The following is a 15,315-nucleotide window of genomic DNA, read 5'->3' on the forward strand; positions in this document are numbered from 1 at the left end:
TGAAACGACCGCCTTCATTTGATGATCAAGCCAGGTCGCTGATATCGTTCAGTCCCATATGCCAACCCTCCGCATTGCCATCACCTTTTTGCTGACCTGCTTTCTTGCCTATGGAGAAGATGCCGACCCCGTCGCCGCGTGGTCCAAGGATGTTGTCATCAAGCCGGTGTCCGTCGTGGAGGGCCGGCACACTACGCACAGCTACTATCTCACCAATCCTGAAAGCCCGGACGGCAGGCACGTGCTGCTTTTCACCTCCACCGATCCCAAAGGCCAGGTGGGGGAGGTCCGCATGATCGAGCGTGCCACGGGCAAGGAGACGGTGCTGGCTGACAACATCCACACCGAGGACGCCCACCGTGTGGCCTGCCAGCAGTGGCTGTCTGGCGGGAAGCGTGTGGCTTATCATGAAGTCATCGACAAAAAATGGCGCGTCGTCGTGGTCGATGTGGCCACGCTGGCCAGGACGATCGTCGCCGAAGATCATCAGGTCGGCTTCGGCAGGCCGGAGGGCGATCTGCTGCCCATGTATGGCTGCCATTGGAATCCGGGGCCATATCGCGACCTCGAAGTCTGGGACGCCGCCACCGGCAAGACCACCACCTATGCCAAGATCAGCGAGGTCGAGTCCAAATACGGCGACTGGCTGCAGAAGGAGTTCGCAGGCAAGCCCTGCTCTGTTTTCTTTCCCGTGCTCAGTCCCGATTTGAAGAAGGCCTTTTTTAAAGTCGCTGCCGGCAATGGTGGAGACAACTACATGTCCAGCGGCGCCAGCCATCGCCAGGGCACGGTGGTCTATGACACTGAAAAAAGCGCGTGCGTCTGGCAGCGCAATCAATGGGGTCATCCAGCCTGGACGCCTGATTCAAAGCACATCTTTGAGGTGGGAAACATCAGCTTCGACATCTCTGACAATCCAGCGCGATACACCCGTCTCAAGGATGTGCCGAACCTTAGCGGCACGCATCCTTCCGTGAGTCCAGACGGCACGCTCATGGTCACCGATGGCATGAGCCGCAATGCTGGCGGCAAAGGCGACGAATGGGGCGTCATGGTCGCCGACATGTGCGGCGGCAAATGGGTCTTGCTGCACAGCTTTGCCCAGAATGGCGGGGCCAAATCCTGGCGGCGCAATCACCCGCATCCCATCTTCAGCGCCGACAGCCGCCGCATTTACTACAATGTGAGCGACGGCCCCTTCACACGGCTGATGGTGGCTGAGCGTCCGCAATGAACACCACAATTGCGGCGTTTGAGGGAGGCATGAAACTTTTCTTCACCGCAGCATGCCTTTTCACGTTCCCATTCGCTTCTCTCGCTGCTGAGGAGGCGGAGCCTGTGGGGCTGCGGCGCGTGGTGGCCGTGGAAAATGTCTGCGCCTGGCCAAACCTCACGCTGATGCCGGATGGCAGCCTCATCGCCATCCTTTTCAATCAGCCCGGTCATGGAACCCTGCAGGGAGATGTGGACTGCTATGCCAGCAGCGATGGCCTCAAGTGGGAAAAGCGCAGCACCGTCACCCAGCATGAACCGGACACCATCCGCATGAACCATGCGGCAGGACTGGCGAAGAATGGCGACCTCCTCGTGCTCTGCTCTGGATGGACCAATCTGAAGCAGCCCAACAGGCCCAAGCAAATCCCGTTCCGCGATGCCGTGCTGCGCAGCTGGATCATGCGATCCAAGGACGCCGGACGCACCTGGAGCAAGAGCGATTCTTTTCCTGCGACCGAGTCAGATGAGTGGACCGAGCACATCCCCTTTGGCGACATCTGGATCGCTCAGGATGGCATTCTGCGCACCTCCTGCTATCAGGGCCAGATCGCCGATCCGACCAAGTCTTTCAAAACTAAATCCTGGCGCTCCTGGTGTTTCCGCAGCGATGATGACGGCCTCACCTGGAAGCCCCAGTCCATCATTGGCCCCACTCATAATGAGACGGACATCTTTCCTCTCGGCGGCAAAAGCTGGCTCGCCGCCGCCCGCACCACGCAGATGGAGCTCTTCCGCAGCGATGACGATGGCGCCACCTGGGGCCAGCCGCTTAAAGTCACCGAACGCAACGAGATCAACGGCCACCTCACCCGTCTCGCTGACAAACGCCTCCTCCTCAGCTACGGGGTCCGCATCGAAGGACGCCACGGCGTCTGCGCCAAGTTCAGCAGTGATGACGGCAAAACCTGGAGCGCCCCCGTCCGCCTCGCCCGCAGCGAGGTGAGTGACTGCGGCTATCCTTCCAGCATTCAGCTTGCGAATGGAAAGATCATCACGGCTTACTATTCCAAGTCCGCGCCCGAGTGCGATCACTATCACATGGGTGTGGTAGTCTGGGAGGCACCAGTGCCATGAAAACACTGTGCCTTCTACTGCTGTTCTCCCTCAGCGCCTTTGCCGCGAAGCCGAATGTCATTGTCATCTTTGTAGACAACTTTGGCAGCGGCGATCTTGGCTGCTACGGCTCAAAGCTGCACCGAACGCCGCATGTGGATCGTCTCGCGGCGGAGGGCACCAAGTTCACCAGCTTCTATGTGGCCAGCGGTGTCTGCACGCCCAGCCGTGCTGCCTTGATGACGGGCTGCTACCCGCGCCGTGTGGGCATGCACGTGAGCGACACCGGCGGCGCTGTGCTGCAGCCGCTGGCACACAAGGGGCTCAATCCTGACGAGGTCACCATCGCGGAGATTCTGAAAAGCGCGGATTACGCCACCATGTGCATCGGCAAATGGCATCTGGGGGATCAGCCCGCCTTTCTGCCCACGAAGCAGGGCTTTGATGACTTTTTCGGCATCCCCTACAGCGATGACATGACGAAGGACAGAAAGCCGGACGTGTGGCCCGACCTTCCCCTCATGCGCGGAGAAAAGGTGATCGAAGCGCCCGCTGACCGCGACCACCTGGTGAAGCGCTGCACTGAAGAGGCCGTGCGCTTCATCGAGCAGCATGCTGCATCGCCCTTTTTCCTCTACCTGCCGCACACCATGCCCGGCTCCACCGGCCATCCTTTTTCGAGCGAGGGTTTTCGGGGCAAAAGCGCCAATGGTGACTACGGCGACTCCGTGGAGGAGCTGGACTGGAGCACCGGCCAGATCATAGCCGCGCTGGAGAGGCTGAAGATCGCCGATAATACCCTCGTCATTTGGACATCTGACAACGGTGCCGTCAGGCGTAATCCTCCTCAGGGCAGCAATGCCCCTTATCGAGGTGCTGGCTACGATACCTCCGAGGGTGCCATGCGCATGCCATGCGTGATGCGCTGGCCGGGTAAAATTGCCGCTGGTGCCGTGAATGACGCGCTCTGCTCCACCATGGACCTGCTGCCCACGCTGGCCAGCATCGTGGGCAGCAGTCTCCCGCCGCACAAAATCGACGGCCACAACATCTCCGCCATTCTATTCGACGCCGCCAAAACCACTTCGCCCTGGGATGCCGACGGCTTCTTTTACTATCACATGGATCAGCTGCAGGCGGTGCGTGCGGGAGAGTGGAAGCTCTACCTGCCGCTGGATGGCAAATTCAAAAACCTCAGCCGAAAGCCCGAAACCTCACCGCTGGCCTTGTATGATGTGCGTCACGATGTCAGCGAGCAGAACGAGGTCTCCACGCAGCATCCGGACGTGGTTCAGCGTCTCACCCAGCTCGCGGAAAAAGCCCGCGCGGACATCGGCGACATCCACCGCCGGGGCTCCGGGCAGCGCGAGGCCGGAATGGTGGAGAAAGCCGCGCCGCTCTTGCCCTGAGGCTGATTGCCTGCTGTGTTAGTCCGTATGACCCATGGCAGCCGCTCGCTCCTTATCCTGATCCTTGTCATCCTGGCGGGAATCATTGTGCCTTTTATGATCTGGGGGGCGCAGTTTGATCAGGCCTTCAGCCTCAAAGGAGCCCGTGCGTGGATGGAAGGTTATGGATCCTGGGCCTGGGCTGCGGGCATCGTACTGCTCATCGCAGACATCTTTCTGCCAGTGCCCTCCACCGTGGTGATGTCGGCCTTGGGCTGGATGTATGGCTGGTGGCTGGGCGGATTGATCAGCGCCGCTGGCTCCATGCTCTCTGGCATCATCGCCTATGCCGCGTGCCGCTGGCTGGGCCGGGGTGCTGCGCGCTGGATCGCGGGCGAGGATGGACTGCGCAAAGGAGAAGAAGTCTTTGAGCAGCGCGGCGGCTGGCTGGTCGCGCTTTCGCGCTGGATGCCTGTGCTGCCGGAGGCCATCGCCTGCCTGGCAGGGCTGGCCCGCATGCGCTGGCGCGTCTTTTTGCCGGCGCTGGCCTGCGGCTCGCTGCCCACCGGTTTTGTCTTTGCGGGCATCGGGCATCTGGGTCAGAGCGAGCCCGCGTGGGCTTTCGCCCTCAGCGCCATCGTCCCGGTCCTGCTCTGGCTGGCGGCTGCCAAAGTTCTCAGGCGCTAGCGCATTTCCGTCATTCCAGCTTTGATGGCTGCGGCACGCGTCATGCTGAGCATCTCCCGGCGCACATACCATACACCCAGAGGCACCAGCAGCACAAAGCCGAGAGTCGCCAGCAGTCCCAGCACCAGCAGCGAGTGCAGACCCGCTGCCATCAGGATGGCCGCCACGATCAGCCACAGAATGAGATGCCAGCCCAGACTGCGTCGGATGCGCAGCAGCAGCTTCACCCGAGTGAGGCAGCGGCCCTCGGAATGAAATTCTGTCACGCTCATATACGCCCGAGAAACCTCCGCCCAGGGCCAGGCCTCAAAGTCAAACCACCGCCACCCATCATCCTCACGGAAGATCACATGTGCCGTGCGGAAGGACTTGCGCATTTCATTCAGCCACTGCTCGCGGCCCACACCGTCTTCACTCCAGAAGCGCAGCGTACCCAGGCTAAAGGTGATCTTATGCGGCCTCACCGGAGGAATGATGTCTGGCAGCAGCGGATGCCGGCTGGGTCTGGCGCCCAGCGTCAGCATGCCGCGCAGCCGTGCCCACTCGCGTACCACGGGCTGCAGAAAGCTCAGCCACCACAGAAGCAGCCGGTTGGCCACGCCATGGATGCCTGACGCAGCCGCATTGCGCACGCTCACCTGCCATGCCGCCCAGCAGGCAAAGGCCAGCACACCCAGCGCCAGCCATGGCTGGTGGAAGACGAGCGCCAGCATCAGCAGAGCGGGCCACAGCACGCCTGTCAGCCATTCCCACCAGCGGAAGCTGGAGGAGGCATAAATCACCTGAAATGCCCCCAGCCCATACGGCCCATGAAAGATGCTGCCTTCCACTGGATGATCCGCCGGATTTTGATCTCCATAGATGCCCCCGCGCCAGCGCGCGCCGCCCAGATAGCCAAAGCGCTCCGGGTGCTTCTTCATCAGCAGCGCCTCAGCGCGGCCATAGCCATGCTGCTGTGTCAGATATGCGCGGACGCTGAAGCGGCGGTGATGCCAGACCATCGCTCCTGGTACAAACACCAGCCTGCGCCCCGTCTCGCGCAGCCGCCAGCAGATGTCCACATCATCGCCCGCCGTTCTGAATTCTTCCTGAAAGCCGCCCACCAGTTCCAGCGCCTCTTTGCGGATGGCCAGATTGCATCCTGGCAGGTGCTCGGCCTCTGTGTCGTCCAGCAGCACATGCGCCGGAGCTCCCGGGGCAGCGGCCACCACGCGCTCGATGCGGTTGCGCGGCGGCGGCGGGATGTTTGGCCCGCCTGCTGCTGCCACGTTTTCATCGGTAAACGCATGGCTCAGGTGCAGCAGCCAGTCCGGGTGTGCCAGGCAGTCGTCATCCGTGTAGGCGATGATGCTCCCGCTAGCCAGCCGTGCGCCCGTGTTGCGAGCCACGCTCAGTCCCGCATGCTCCTGATAGTGGTAGCGTACTTGAGGGAAACTTTTGGCGATCTCCGCGATCCGCTGCCGCGACCCGTCATCGATCAACAGCACTTCATAATCCGGGTAGCGCAGCTCGGACATCGAGCTCAGGCATGCACTCAAAGTGGCTGCGCCGTTCCGCGTGCAGATCACCACTGAGATGCGCGGAGGCACATCGGGTGCAGGCATGAGGCTGGGCAAACCACGCAGCACGGTGCAGGCGGCACGCTCATTTCTTCCATGATCCACAAGGCCAAACTGCCAGTCAGTCACCTCGCGCCCGCCACGGTACCATTCGTCGGTGTAGGAAAACCACACGCTTCCCGCGCAGCCGCTGCGCTGCAGGTATTCATGCTGCCAGCGCAGCGTCTCAGCCTGCCGCTCCACGCCATGCGCCGCCACATCCAGCCCGTGCTCGGTGAGGATCAGAGGCTGGTGCCCCGCCAGATTTTGCAGTTGTGACAGGCAGGCGCGGAAGGCGTCCGCCGTCTCCAGGTACACATTCACCGCCAGAAAGTCCGCATTCCTCGGCACCAGATAGCCGGTGGAGGGATAGGTGGCATAGCTCACCAGAGTATGCGGTGCGTTGCTCCGCGCGGTGTCGATGAGCTTTTCGATGAAGGCCCGCACCCGCCGGGGTTTCATCCAGCGCACGAGCGTCTTCTCGATCTCATTTCCCACCAGAAAAGCCGTGATGCATGAATGCTCTCGCAGTCGGGCACAGGCTGAGGCCACCCGGGCCTCGATCTCACGGCAGAGCGTCCTGTCTGCCAGAAAGTCCACATGCTCGCTCCACGGGATGCCCACCATCAGCCGCAGCTCATGCGACTCGGCCTCTCGCAGCACGGCATCGGTCGGCACTTCATACAGTCGCACGGTGTTAAATCCCAGCCCCGCGATGTGGCGCAAGTCTTTGGCCAGCTGGTCATCTTCTGGAAAGGGTTCGCCACGTGAGTTGGGCTTGAATGGCCCGTAGCTCACTCCCCGCAGCATGTGCGGTGTTCCGTCACTTAGCTGTAGAAATTTGCCCGCAGCCACCACACGCAGCCCGTGCTTCGCGGGTGGAGTTTGGGCGTTCGGCAGAGCGGTGATCATTCGGGCGTTCAGTTCACTTTCGGAGCGGTGCCGAAAGGTGAAACATCAACGCTCCAAAGGCCAGCTACATTCAGGTCTGCGATGCTTTGTCCGCAACGTCAGGCTCTTGGCCGGATTCACCGGCGGCAGGTGTGGTGTCTTTCACCTCCATCATCACCCAGCCGTCTCCTTCGCGCTCGATGCGGCGGCTGTTGATGATGAGAACAATGCAAAGTCCCACCAGGGCGGTGGAGGCCTCCAGGATGAAAGGAGTGGACAAAAATCCAAAGAAATAGCCCAGGCCCTGTGCCACCACCTCGCGTACGGTTTCATTCATGTAAGCCGCCACGCCCACGGCAATCACCATGCCGAGGGACCACAGCAGCGTTTCGAGCCACCACGGGGCTTTGGAGGGAAGGGAGGCGGGTTCGGACATGGCAGTTCAATTTACGGAGGGCGTCTTCTTTACCGGTAAGCTTACATGCCTGGCTTTCAAGTCCGCCATTCCTTCCTTGGAGGCGGTTTCTGCGGCAGGGGCTACATCTTCCACTGGCAGGGCTTTCAGTGCTGCAGGATCCACTTTGCGTCGCATTTCCGCCATGTGGTGTCCCCACATCGCGGTTCCAGCCAGCACAACCACAAACACCGCGATCCCTGCTGGCAGCGGAGATTTAATGGATCGGACGCGTCGTGATGCAGGCGCTGTGATGCGTTCCACGGGCTTTTCGCGCTCGCGCAGCCACTGCCCCTGAGATTGGGTCAGATAGCGGTAATCACGCTCTCCTCCCAGTACTCCCTCGGGCAGGCCTTCCAGCATGGAGGTGGAGTCCACCTCGAGAAATTCGCTGTACTGGCGGATGAACGAACGCGCATAGGTCATGCTGCCAAATGCAGCGATGTTTCCTGACTCCAGATAGCGCAGACGCTGCGCCGGGATGCGAGTCTCGTGCGCGGCATCCTCGATGGTCAGACCGCGCTTTTCACGCGCAGCGGTCAGCATCTGTCCAAAGGTAGCAGGCATGGTGGGGTTGGGGTGCGACAAGTGTGACACCTCCGCCCCCGGATGCGATGAATTTTTTTATCATCAATTTGCTGGCAACTTCGAAAAAGCCGCGGCGGAACTTGGCGGTCAGTCGTAGAGTTGAGACTGACTGAAGGGTCAATCGTATCGCAGTTGAGCCGTCGCCGTGCACGCCGCATCAGCAGTCACACGCAGCCAGCGTGCCTGAACCTCTGGTTGGAACTCCAGCTTGAGCTTGGCTCCTGCCTCCACTTTTGCCTCGTGATACCTGACCCACAGACCCGTTCCGGTCAGGTCCAGCTCCACCCTGAGCGTTGCAGACTTTGCGCCGCTCTGGCTCAGGGTCAGCGTTCGTTTGTCGTAGCCCCACAGCAGGTAGGGATCGCTCGGCTGCCCGGCCTTGACCTTGGTCTTCAGCCAAGGGCCGCCTTCGCCGCGTGGCTTGCCCAGCTTCCACAGGTCATCCACGGCTCCAGCCCACAGGGCGGCCTTGCCATCGTCACTGCGCAGGATGTGCTCTCCAGCAGGTGCGTCCGGCTTGATACCGCTCATGAGAAACAGCCCCCGGTAGCCGCCATAGTCGGTCACGCGTAGGTTATGGGAGGAGATGGGCCGGATCTTTGCAAAGCCTTCGGCATTTTCTGCAGGCAGCTCAAAAAACGTGCCGCACACATTCAGCATGTCGCGCTCGGTGGCCACCTCGCGGCACACGCGCAGCAGACCGGCGTTGGTGGCGCTGTCATACGCCTTGCTGGCACGTGGCAGGCGCCAGCGGCGGCCACGATCATCCACCACCAGCACACTGGCCTCATCCAGCGTGATCACGCGCTGCGGGATGGCCACCTTCGTTTTCACAAACTCCTCGGTCTTGGCATCCTCCACACGGCGCAGCTTCAGCTCCGCATCCAGTTCATAATAGCCCGCATCGGCGGCAAAGCTCAGCGTCCGTTTGTTCTCCCCTCTTGCACGGAAAATGCCCGTCTGCGTCTGGTCATCTTCGATGCGTGCCACGCCCTCAAACATCGCATCCGCCTCCGTGCCGCGTGCGTCGCCGTTTGTCAGCGTGATCACCACGCTCATGTCCTTGCTGTCCTTCTGGGCTGTCATCTTCAGCCACTCGGCATCGCCGCTGATGTCCTCGCGCACTGCGGTGCCTGCGGCATGATCCACGCGCCACAGGCTGCGGTGCTTCCAGCCAGCGACCAGGAAAGGATCGGCCACATCGCCTGCCGTCACACTTTCATGCAGCCAAACCGCGCCGCTGGCATGTGCAGGACCCAGATTCCCCGGGGTCTCGGGGCTGGTGAACCACAGGTTTGACTGCGACTGCCCCACGCTGTCGATCCCGCCCTTCACTTTGCGCTTGTTGAGAAACTCCGACTTCGCCGAGTCATCGCAGCCAAAGACAAGCCGGTCATTCCAGCGGCAGAAGTCCCCGATCACCTTGATGTACGCGCTGCGCGCACGGATGCCGTTTGTATTGGCGGCGGAGAAGCTGCGAGGAAAGCGCCAGAACGCGCCGTGCATCGTCATCAGCAGATCCTCTTCGCCGATGTCGCGGATGCGCGGCCACTCCGTGTTCCAGCCGTGGGCGCCATCGTAGCTGTGGCTCACCTTGGGCAGGCGGAAGGACTGCCACTTGCCGCCGTCGAGCAGCATCAGGATCAGAGACTTCGCATCCCAGCCAATGCTCCACACCGGCGCGTCCGGGGCGCTGCCCTGGATGCCGCCGGGACCGGTCACTTCAGTAAACTGGTTGCGTCGCACCAGCAGCCAGTCATCGCCAGGCTTGCGCCATTCTCCCAGCGCTCCGCTCGGCGTGGTGGGGTCGGTGAGCACACGCTTGTCGCGGTCACCGTTGTTGGCATAGATCAACCGGCCCTGGCTGGAGTACAGCCCCTTGCCATGATAGCCCGGCAGCTGGGACTCCAGCTTGGTCAGCGGTGTTGTCACCTTGAAGTCCTTCTTCAGTGGATTGCCGTCACGGATTAATGAGGTCACCTCCAGCGACTTTACATCCACCTCATACAGCCCCTCTTCCATGGTGGCGTAGTAGATCTTGCCCGCAGGGTCGGTCAGATGGCGCGCATTGCCGGTGAGTCTCCCCGGCATCCGGCTCGGTGGGATCACCCGCACCTGCCGCTCCGCATCGATGATGTAAGGTCCGATGAAAAGCTGCTTTGATTCCTGATGGATCATCCGGTTGGCAGGTGTACCGCCCACGCTCTCCGGCCTCACGGTTTGTGTCAGCTCGGGGGTGATCTCATAGAGCTTGTCGCTCGATCCAAATGGCAGATGCGGTCCATAGGTGATGACCCACAGCCGGTCTGCCCACGGCACCACAGCGCCTGTGCCGCACTCGCCTTCATTGTTGTACATTGCCAGGGCCGGATAGATGCCGCTCACGCTGCGCGGCTCTCCGGCCTGCAGCAGTCCTGTGAATGCCGCCGTCAGCAGCAGAAGGTTGGATTTCATGTGCGGATCAAAGCCATCTCCACCCCGCTGGCAACCGCGCCGGATTATGCCGGATTGAAATCGCTTACATCCCCCGGCATAGCTGGGGCATGTCAAAAACTCCGCTTCTCCAGCTCCCCGCCGCCGTCTGGCGCACCCTGCGCTGCGAGTGGCTGTGGGTCTATCGGGGCCCAGTGCCGCAGGCGGAGGTCTGGTCTGCAGAGATCCCCGTGCCGGCGGGTGTTTTCTTTGTGGAGCGCGGAGAGGTCCGCATTCGTACTGAGGGGCGGGAGATCATGGTGCCTCGTGGTCAGGCCTTTTTTTCCTCGCCACAGCTGCGGCGTCACTGGTTTGCACCAGGCACGCATCTCCTCTCTGTGGGGTTTCGTTGTCAGTGGCCGGACGGCACCTCACTCTTTCGCAATGCCCTCAATTTTGCCGCCGCTGCGCCCGAGCTCCGCAAAGCCACGCTCCGCCTCTTTGCCGTCATCCACGGTCAAAAGAAAGAGGTCACCTATCGCGAGGCCACGGCGGACTCCACTTTCACATCACAGCAATGGACCGCGCGCGAGGCTGCGTTCGCGGTCTGGTTCGCTGCATGGATGGAGACACTGCATAAAATAGGCGCTGAGCCTAAACCGCGGACGCAGACTCGCCGTCGCGTAAACCATCTCGTCAGCTGGCTGCAGTCTCTGCCGCTCGATCAGACGTCGCCGACACTTCCGCCAGATTTCCCTATCGGCATCCGACGCGCTGAGCAGCTTTTGCAGCAGGAGTTTGGCATCGGCCTGCGTGCCTTCATGGAGCAAAGGCGGCTGAATGCCGCACGCGAGCGTATTGTGACAGACCATGCTACGCTTAAAGAAATCGCCTTCGCTCTTGGCTTTCGCCACGCCTCCCATTTCACCGCGTGGTTCCGCCGTCACACGGGTGCTTCGCCTTCAGAATATCGAATCGCGGGCGTGGAGCAGGCGGCTTAATTTTGTAAATGACAGAGAAGTTATTTGATGGAGGTCGAGCCTTGGCTTCCAATGCTCCGGCGTGGATCCCTTGGTCGCATGCAATCAACCAACCCGGCCTTCCAGGCCTAGCGATCTCACTTCATGCCGCCAGACATCTCTCTCATCATCCCAGTCTTCAACAACGAGGCGTTTCTGGAGTCATCGCTTGGCTCCGCTCGTGCGCAGGCAGGAGTGTTGCTTGAGATCATCATCATTGATGACGGTTCCACCGACTCGTCACTCAGCATGATCCAAGCTCAGGCTGCCGAGGATCCCCGCATTATCGTGATTTCACAGGTTAATCAGGGCGTCTCTGCCGCGCGTAATGCCGGCCTGGACCGGGCCACCGGCAGATGGGTGGCCTTTTTGGACGGTGACGACTGGCTTGCCCCCGGCTCCTTGGCAGAGTGGCTCCAACAGGCTGAAAAAGAGCAGCTCGAATGTGCTATTTGCAACGGCTTCAGCTTCAAAGTGGACGATCCCCGGCCATTCTACGCCACTCAGCCCCGGGCTATTCTCCACAAGCAGCCTTGGGGAACCATCATGACGGGCACGGATTGGATCGCTCAATCTGTCAGGAGCCGTGAATGGCCGCACTACGTGTGGCTGCAGTTCTGTCGTCGCAGCGTCATCGAGGAGGCCCGCCTTCGTTTTCGGCGGGACATGATCCATGAAGACATCCCATGGACCATCCAGCTGATGCTCGCTGTCAGGCGGTTGGGGTTCTTTCCAACACCCCGGTATGGTTACCGGCGCAATCCCACCTCTCTCACGAGATCGCATAATACGGACCATGTGCGTCATCGCATCGCCAGTTATCTCAAAGTGGGAGAGCTCTTGCAGAGTCTTTCCATCGGTCAGCCTTACGCCCTGAAAAAAGCGTTATACACGCAGATCTTGCGCGAGCTGGGCCACTTCCTCGGCCTCATGCGCAAGGGCAATGTCTCCCGTGCTGACCGCAGCCGCTTTGCCTCGGAGTTCCTCGCCGCTGGACTGCCGAAGGTGATGCTGAAAAGCTGCTCCAACTACCGCGAGCTCGCCGCTGTCTTCAAAGCCTGGTACCTCTGCCACATCTGGAAACGGCAGCGCAGTTAGTTCTGTCCGCTCATCACACACGAATGTTTCTTGACGTGGCAAATCTATTTGGCTAAATGACCAAATAGATGCCAGCAAGCAAAGACACCATCTCCAGGCGGGCCGCCGTCATCAAGGCCCTGGCCCATCCCTCCAGGCTGCTCATCGCCGAGGCCCTCATGGAGGGTGAGCTCTGTGTCTGCGACCTCAAAGATCTCGTGGGTGCCGACATGTCCACCGTCTCCAAGCACCTCACGCTCATGCGCGAGGCTGGCGTGCTCGTCTGCGAAAAGCGCGGCCTCAACATCTACTACCGCCTCGTGTGCGACTGCCTCGGTGACTTTCTCCGCTGCGTGGACCAGCTCGCGCGCAAGCCCGCCAAAGCCACATCCAAAACAAAATCCTGCTGCTGATTTTCTATCATGAACACCTCTGAATTCATCGCCGCCCTCCGCACTCATGCGGACAAACAGATCTCCCTCCTGCTGCCAGACGGAGGATTCGTGCCCGCCCATTTTCATATCACTGAGGTCGGGCATGTGACCAAGCGCTTCATTGACTGCGGCGGCACACGCCGCGAACTGGAAACCTGCCTGCTGCAGACCTGGGTGCATGATGATGTGGACCACCGCATCACCGCAGGCAAACTGGCCGCCATTTTTGACAAGGCTGGCGATGTGCTGCCCCACCACGATCTGCCCGTCGAGATCGAATACGAAGACTACGTCGTGGCTCAGTTCCCCGTCGAGAGCGCCGAGATCATCGACGGCCTGCTCACCTTCCGCCTTGGCCTGAAGCACACCGACTGCCTCGCCCGTGGCATCTGCCTGCCAGGCGAGTGTGCTCCCAAGCCGCAGGCTCTGCCCACCACCTGCTGCACGCCCGGCTCGAAATGCTGCTGACCTCCGCTCTATGAAAAAGCTCCTCGCTGAATGCCTCGGCACTTTCACGCTCGTCTTTGCGGGCACAGGTGCCATCATCATCAATGCCGCCAGCCACGGTGCGATCTCTCACGCAGGCATCGCGCTCACCTTTGGCCTCGTGGTGCTGGCCATGATCCACACGTTTGGAGATGTCAGCGGCGCGCATCTCAATCCCGCCGTCACCCTGGCTTTTGCTGCCGCCCGTCGCTTTTCATGGCAGGACGTTCCGGGTTATCTTGCGGCTCAGCTTGTCGGTGCCGTGTCTGCCAGCGGTCTGCTGCATGTGCTGTTTCCTCAGGACGCCACCTCGCTGGGGGCCACGCTGCCCGCAGGTTCGGAAATGCAGAGTTTTGTGCTCGAAGTCGTTCTCACGGCGGTTCTCATGCTTACCATCCTCAGCGTCTCAACCGGGGCCAAGGAAAAAGGCATCACCGCAGGCATCGCCATCGGTGGTGTCATCGCACTGGAGGCCATGTTTGCCGGACCGGTGTGTGGTGCCTCCATGAATCCCGCCCGCTCGCTGGCACCGGCGCTGGTCTCCGGCCAGCTCTCTCATTTGTGGATCTATCTTGCCGCTCCTCTACTCGGCGCGCTCCTGGCCGTGCCTCTCTGCATCGGCGTTCGCGATTCCGGCTGCTGCGGTGGCCGCTGCGCTCCTGACTCAAAATGAAATAACCTGTTTTTCCCATCATGAACAAACCCACCATTCTCATTCTCTGCACAGGAAACTCCTGCCGCTCTCACCTTGCCGAAGGCATCCTGCGCCGTGCTCTGGGGGACTTGTGCCATGTGGCCAGCGCCGGCTCCAAGCCAGCAGGCTACGTACATCCTCTGGGCATCAAGGCGATGGCGGAGATCGGCATCGACATTTCCGGACATCATTCGAAGCATCTGAGCGAGTTCTTGAATCAGGACATTGAAACGGTGATCACCGTCTGTGGCAACGCCGACCAGGCCTGCCCGATGTTCCCCGGCCAGGTCAACCGCCACCACTGGGGCTTTGACGATCCTGCACATGCCACGGGTACTGAGGAGGAGCAGATGCAGGTCTTCCGCCGCGTGCGGGATGAGATTCGCGAGGTGTTCGAGTCCTATGCTTCCGGCCGGAAGAACCAGGCGGCGCTGGCCGCCGTGGTGACACCGCTGGCCGCGCAGGCCTACAGCGACGGGCATCAGGATGAGTTCAAAGCCAAGGGCTGAGCCCTCATTTCACCACCAGGAAAAACGCATTCCACCTGGCTGCCTCCGCAGTCTTGTCTTCTGCATTGTCATGAACAGGCCGCTCATAGTCGCACTCTGTTTCCTGATCCCGGTCATGGCATTCGCCACCCCAACCGGTCTCAACAACATTCCCACCGCTGAAACCATTGATCACCGCACCGTCGCGGCTCAGTTCTTCACCAGTTTTGGCGGAGCCAATCAGTTCGCTGCCAGCGGCCCGGGCAAGACCTCCCAATGGGCAGGCTTTAAAACCGGCTGGGACTTCAAGCCCCTTCACCTCGAATGGGGGCTCGACAGCGCTATGGGCACCGGCTATTCCGGTCCGCTCCTCTTCCAGACCAAGGCACGCATACAGTCTTGGGAGGATGGTATGTTCGCCCTCGGTGTCGCAGGTGTGGCCCTCACTGACACGAAGCGTGCAAGTGATCCCTTCACCTACGCCATGCTGTATCATGATTTTCACGTCGTGCGACTGCATGCTGGCTACGGCCTGCAGACTCATGGCAACAGTTTCCTCTTCGGAATCGATCGCACCTGGAAGGTTTTGGAACGCAACTTCAATCTCAACGCTGATATCGTGCAGTCACGCAACACCCACGGCCTCATCTCCTCTGTCGGTGCCAAGTACTTCCTCAGCAAACACATCGTGCTCGAGAGCTGGTTCAACTTTCCTGATCGCGACCGCACCAGCTGGATTGCTAAGATCAATTACGTCTTCACCTTCTAAGA

The 15,315-nt window shown here is 60.8% G+C and carries 15 protein-coding genes; 11 read left to right on the top strand and 4 right to left on the bottom strand.

All coding sequences use genetic code 11. From position 1 onward, the window contains the following. Positions 1–58: 58 nt before the first annotated feature. The 4 genes from HNQ65_RS17295 to HNQ65_RS17310 are packed head-to-tail and all read left to right on the top strand — an operon-like array spanning position 59 to position 4,403. Positions 59–1,234 (top strand): TolB-like translocation protein, encoded by a 1,176-nt coding sequence (locus HNQ65_RS17295; protein ID WP_184341206.1) that lies wholly within the window; start codon positions 59–61, stop codon positions 1,232–1,234. Beyond that, positions 1,231–2,349, top strand: a complete 1,119-nt coding sequence (locus HNQ65_RS17300) for a sialidase family protein (RefSeq protein WP_184341208.1) — start codon at positions 1,231–1,233, stop codon at positions 2,347–2,349. The genes HNQ65_RS17295 and HNQ65_RS17300 overlap by 4 nt, the downstream gene beginning before the upstream one ends. After that, a complete protein-coding gene (locus tag HNQ65_RS17305) occupies positions 2,346–3,737 on the top strand; it encodes a sulfatase family protein (protein ID WP_184341209.1) in 1,392 nt (463 codons plus the stop codon). The genes HNQ65_RS17300 and HNQ65_RS17305 overlap by 4 nt, the downstream gene beginning before the upstream one ends. A 27-nt stretch (positions 3,738–3,764) precedes the next feature. Then, positions 3,765–4,403 carry a TVP38/TMEM64 family protein gene (locus HNQ65_RS17310; protein ID WP_184341211.1) on the top strand — a complete coding sequence of 213 codons (639 nt, stop codon included), beginning with the start codon at positions 3,765–3,767 and terminating at the stop codon, positions 4,401–4,403. Here HNQ65_RS17310 and HNQ65_RS17315 read toward each other — a convergent pair. From HNQ65_RS17315 to HNQ65_RS17330, 4 genes are all read right to left on the bottom strand, one after another. Continuing rightward, on the bottom strand, positions 4,400–6,913 hold the full coding sequence (locus HNQ65_RS17315; RefSeq protein WP_184341213.1) for a glycosyltransferase family 2 protein: 2,514 nt from the start codon (positions 6,911–6,913) through the stop codon (positions 4,400–4,402). The two genes, HNQ65_RS17310 and HNQ65_RS17315, sit on opposite strands and share 4 nt — an antisense overlap. Positions 6,914–6,983: 70 nt before the next feature. Then, positions 6,984–7,328, bottom strand: coding sequence for a hypothetical protein (locus HNQ65_RS17320; RefSeq protein WP_184341215.1), 345 nt, complete (start codon positions 7,326–7,328; stop codon positions 6,984–6,986). A 6-nt stretch (positions 7,329–7,334) separates the two neighbouring features. Next, positions 7,335–7,913: a helix-turn-helix domain-containing protein gene (locus HNQ65_RS17325; RefSeq protein ID WP_184341217.1), complete on the bottom strand. Its 579-nt coding sequence runs from the start codon at positions 7,911–7,913 to the stop codon at positions 7,335–7,337. A gap of 138 nt (positions 7,914–8,051) precedes the next feature. Further along, positions 8,052–10,388 carry a hypothetical protein gene (locus HNQ65_RS17330; protein WP_184341219.1) on the bottom strand — a complete coding sequence of 779 codons (2,337 nt, stop codon included), beginning with the start codon at positions 10,386–10,388 and terminating at the stop codon, positions 8,052–8,054. A gap of 89 nt (positions 10,389–10,477) precedes the next feature. Here HNQ65_RS17330 and HNQ65_RS17335 point away from each other — a divergent pair, with 89 nt between their 5' ends. The 7 genes from HNQ65_RS17335 to HNQ65_RS17365 all read left to right on the top strand — a co-directional run bounded on the left by HNQ65_RS17335 (position 10,478) and on the right by HNQ65_RS17365 (position 15,313). After that, positions 10,478–11,347 carry a helix-turn-helix transcriptional regulator gene (locus HNQ65_RS17335; protein WP_184341221.1) on the top strand — a complete coding sequence of 290 codons (870 nt, stop codon included), beginning with the start codon at positions 10,478–10,480 and terminating at the stop codon, positions 11,345–11,347. Between the two features lie 123 nt (positions 11,348–11,470). Next, positions 11,471–12,463 (top strand): glycosyltransferase, encoded by a 993-nt coding sequence (locus HNQ65_RS17340; protein ID WP_184341223.1) that lies wholly within the window; start codon positions 11,471–11,473, stop codon positions 12,461–12,463. 68 nt (positions 12,464–12,531) lie between these two features. Further along, the gene (locus HNQ65_RS17345) at positions 12,532–12,855 is read left to right on the top strand and encodes an ArsR/SmtB family transcription factor (protein WP_184341225.1); all 324 of its coding nucleotides are present in this window, start codon (positions 12,532–12,534) and stop codon (positions 12,853–12,855) included. Between the two features lie 9 nt (positions 12,856–12,864). Next, positions 12,865–13,344 carry a DUF6428 family protein gene (locus tag HNQ65_RS17350; RefSeq protein ID WP_184341227.1) on the top strand — a complete coding sequence of 160 codons (480 nt, stop codon included), beginning with the start codon at positions 12,865–12,867 and terminating at the stop codon, positions 13,342–13,344. Between the two features lie 10 nt (positions 13,345–13,354). Then, positions 13,355–14,035 (top strand): MIP/aquaporin family protein, encoded by a 681-nt coding sequence (locus tag HNQ65_RS17355; protein ID WP_184341229.1) that lies wholly within the window; start codon positions 13,355–13,357, stop codon positions 14,033–14,035. Between the two features lie 20 nt (positions 14,036–14,055). Beyond that, complete coding sequence (locus HNQ65_RS17360; RefSeq protein ID WP_184341231.1) at positions 14,056–14,565, top strand: arsenate reductase ArsC; 510 nt, start codon at positions 14,056–14,058, stop codon at positions 14,563–14,565. Positions 14,566–14,680: 115 nt separating this feature from the next. Beyond that, the gene (locus HNQ65_RS17365; RefSeq protein WP_184341233.1) at positions 14,681–15,313 is read left to right on the top strand and encodes a hypothetical protein; all 633 of its coding nucleotides are present in this window, start codon (positions 14,681–14,683) and stop codon (positions 15,311–15,313) included. Positions 15,314–15,315: the final 2 nt, after the last annotated feature.

Origin of the sequence: Prosthecobacter vanneervenii, assembly GCF_014203095.1 — a bacterium.
In the GTDB taxonomy this organism is placed as follows: domain Bacteria; phylum Verrucomicrobiota; class Verrucomicrobiia; order Verrucomicrobiales; family Verrucomicrobiaceae; genus Prosthecobacter; species Prosthecobacter vanneervenii.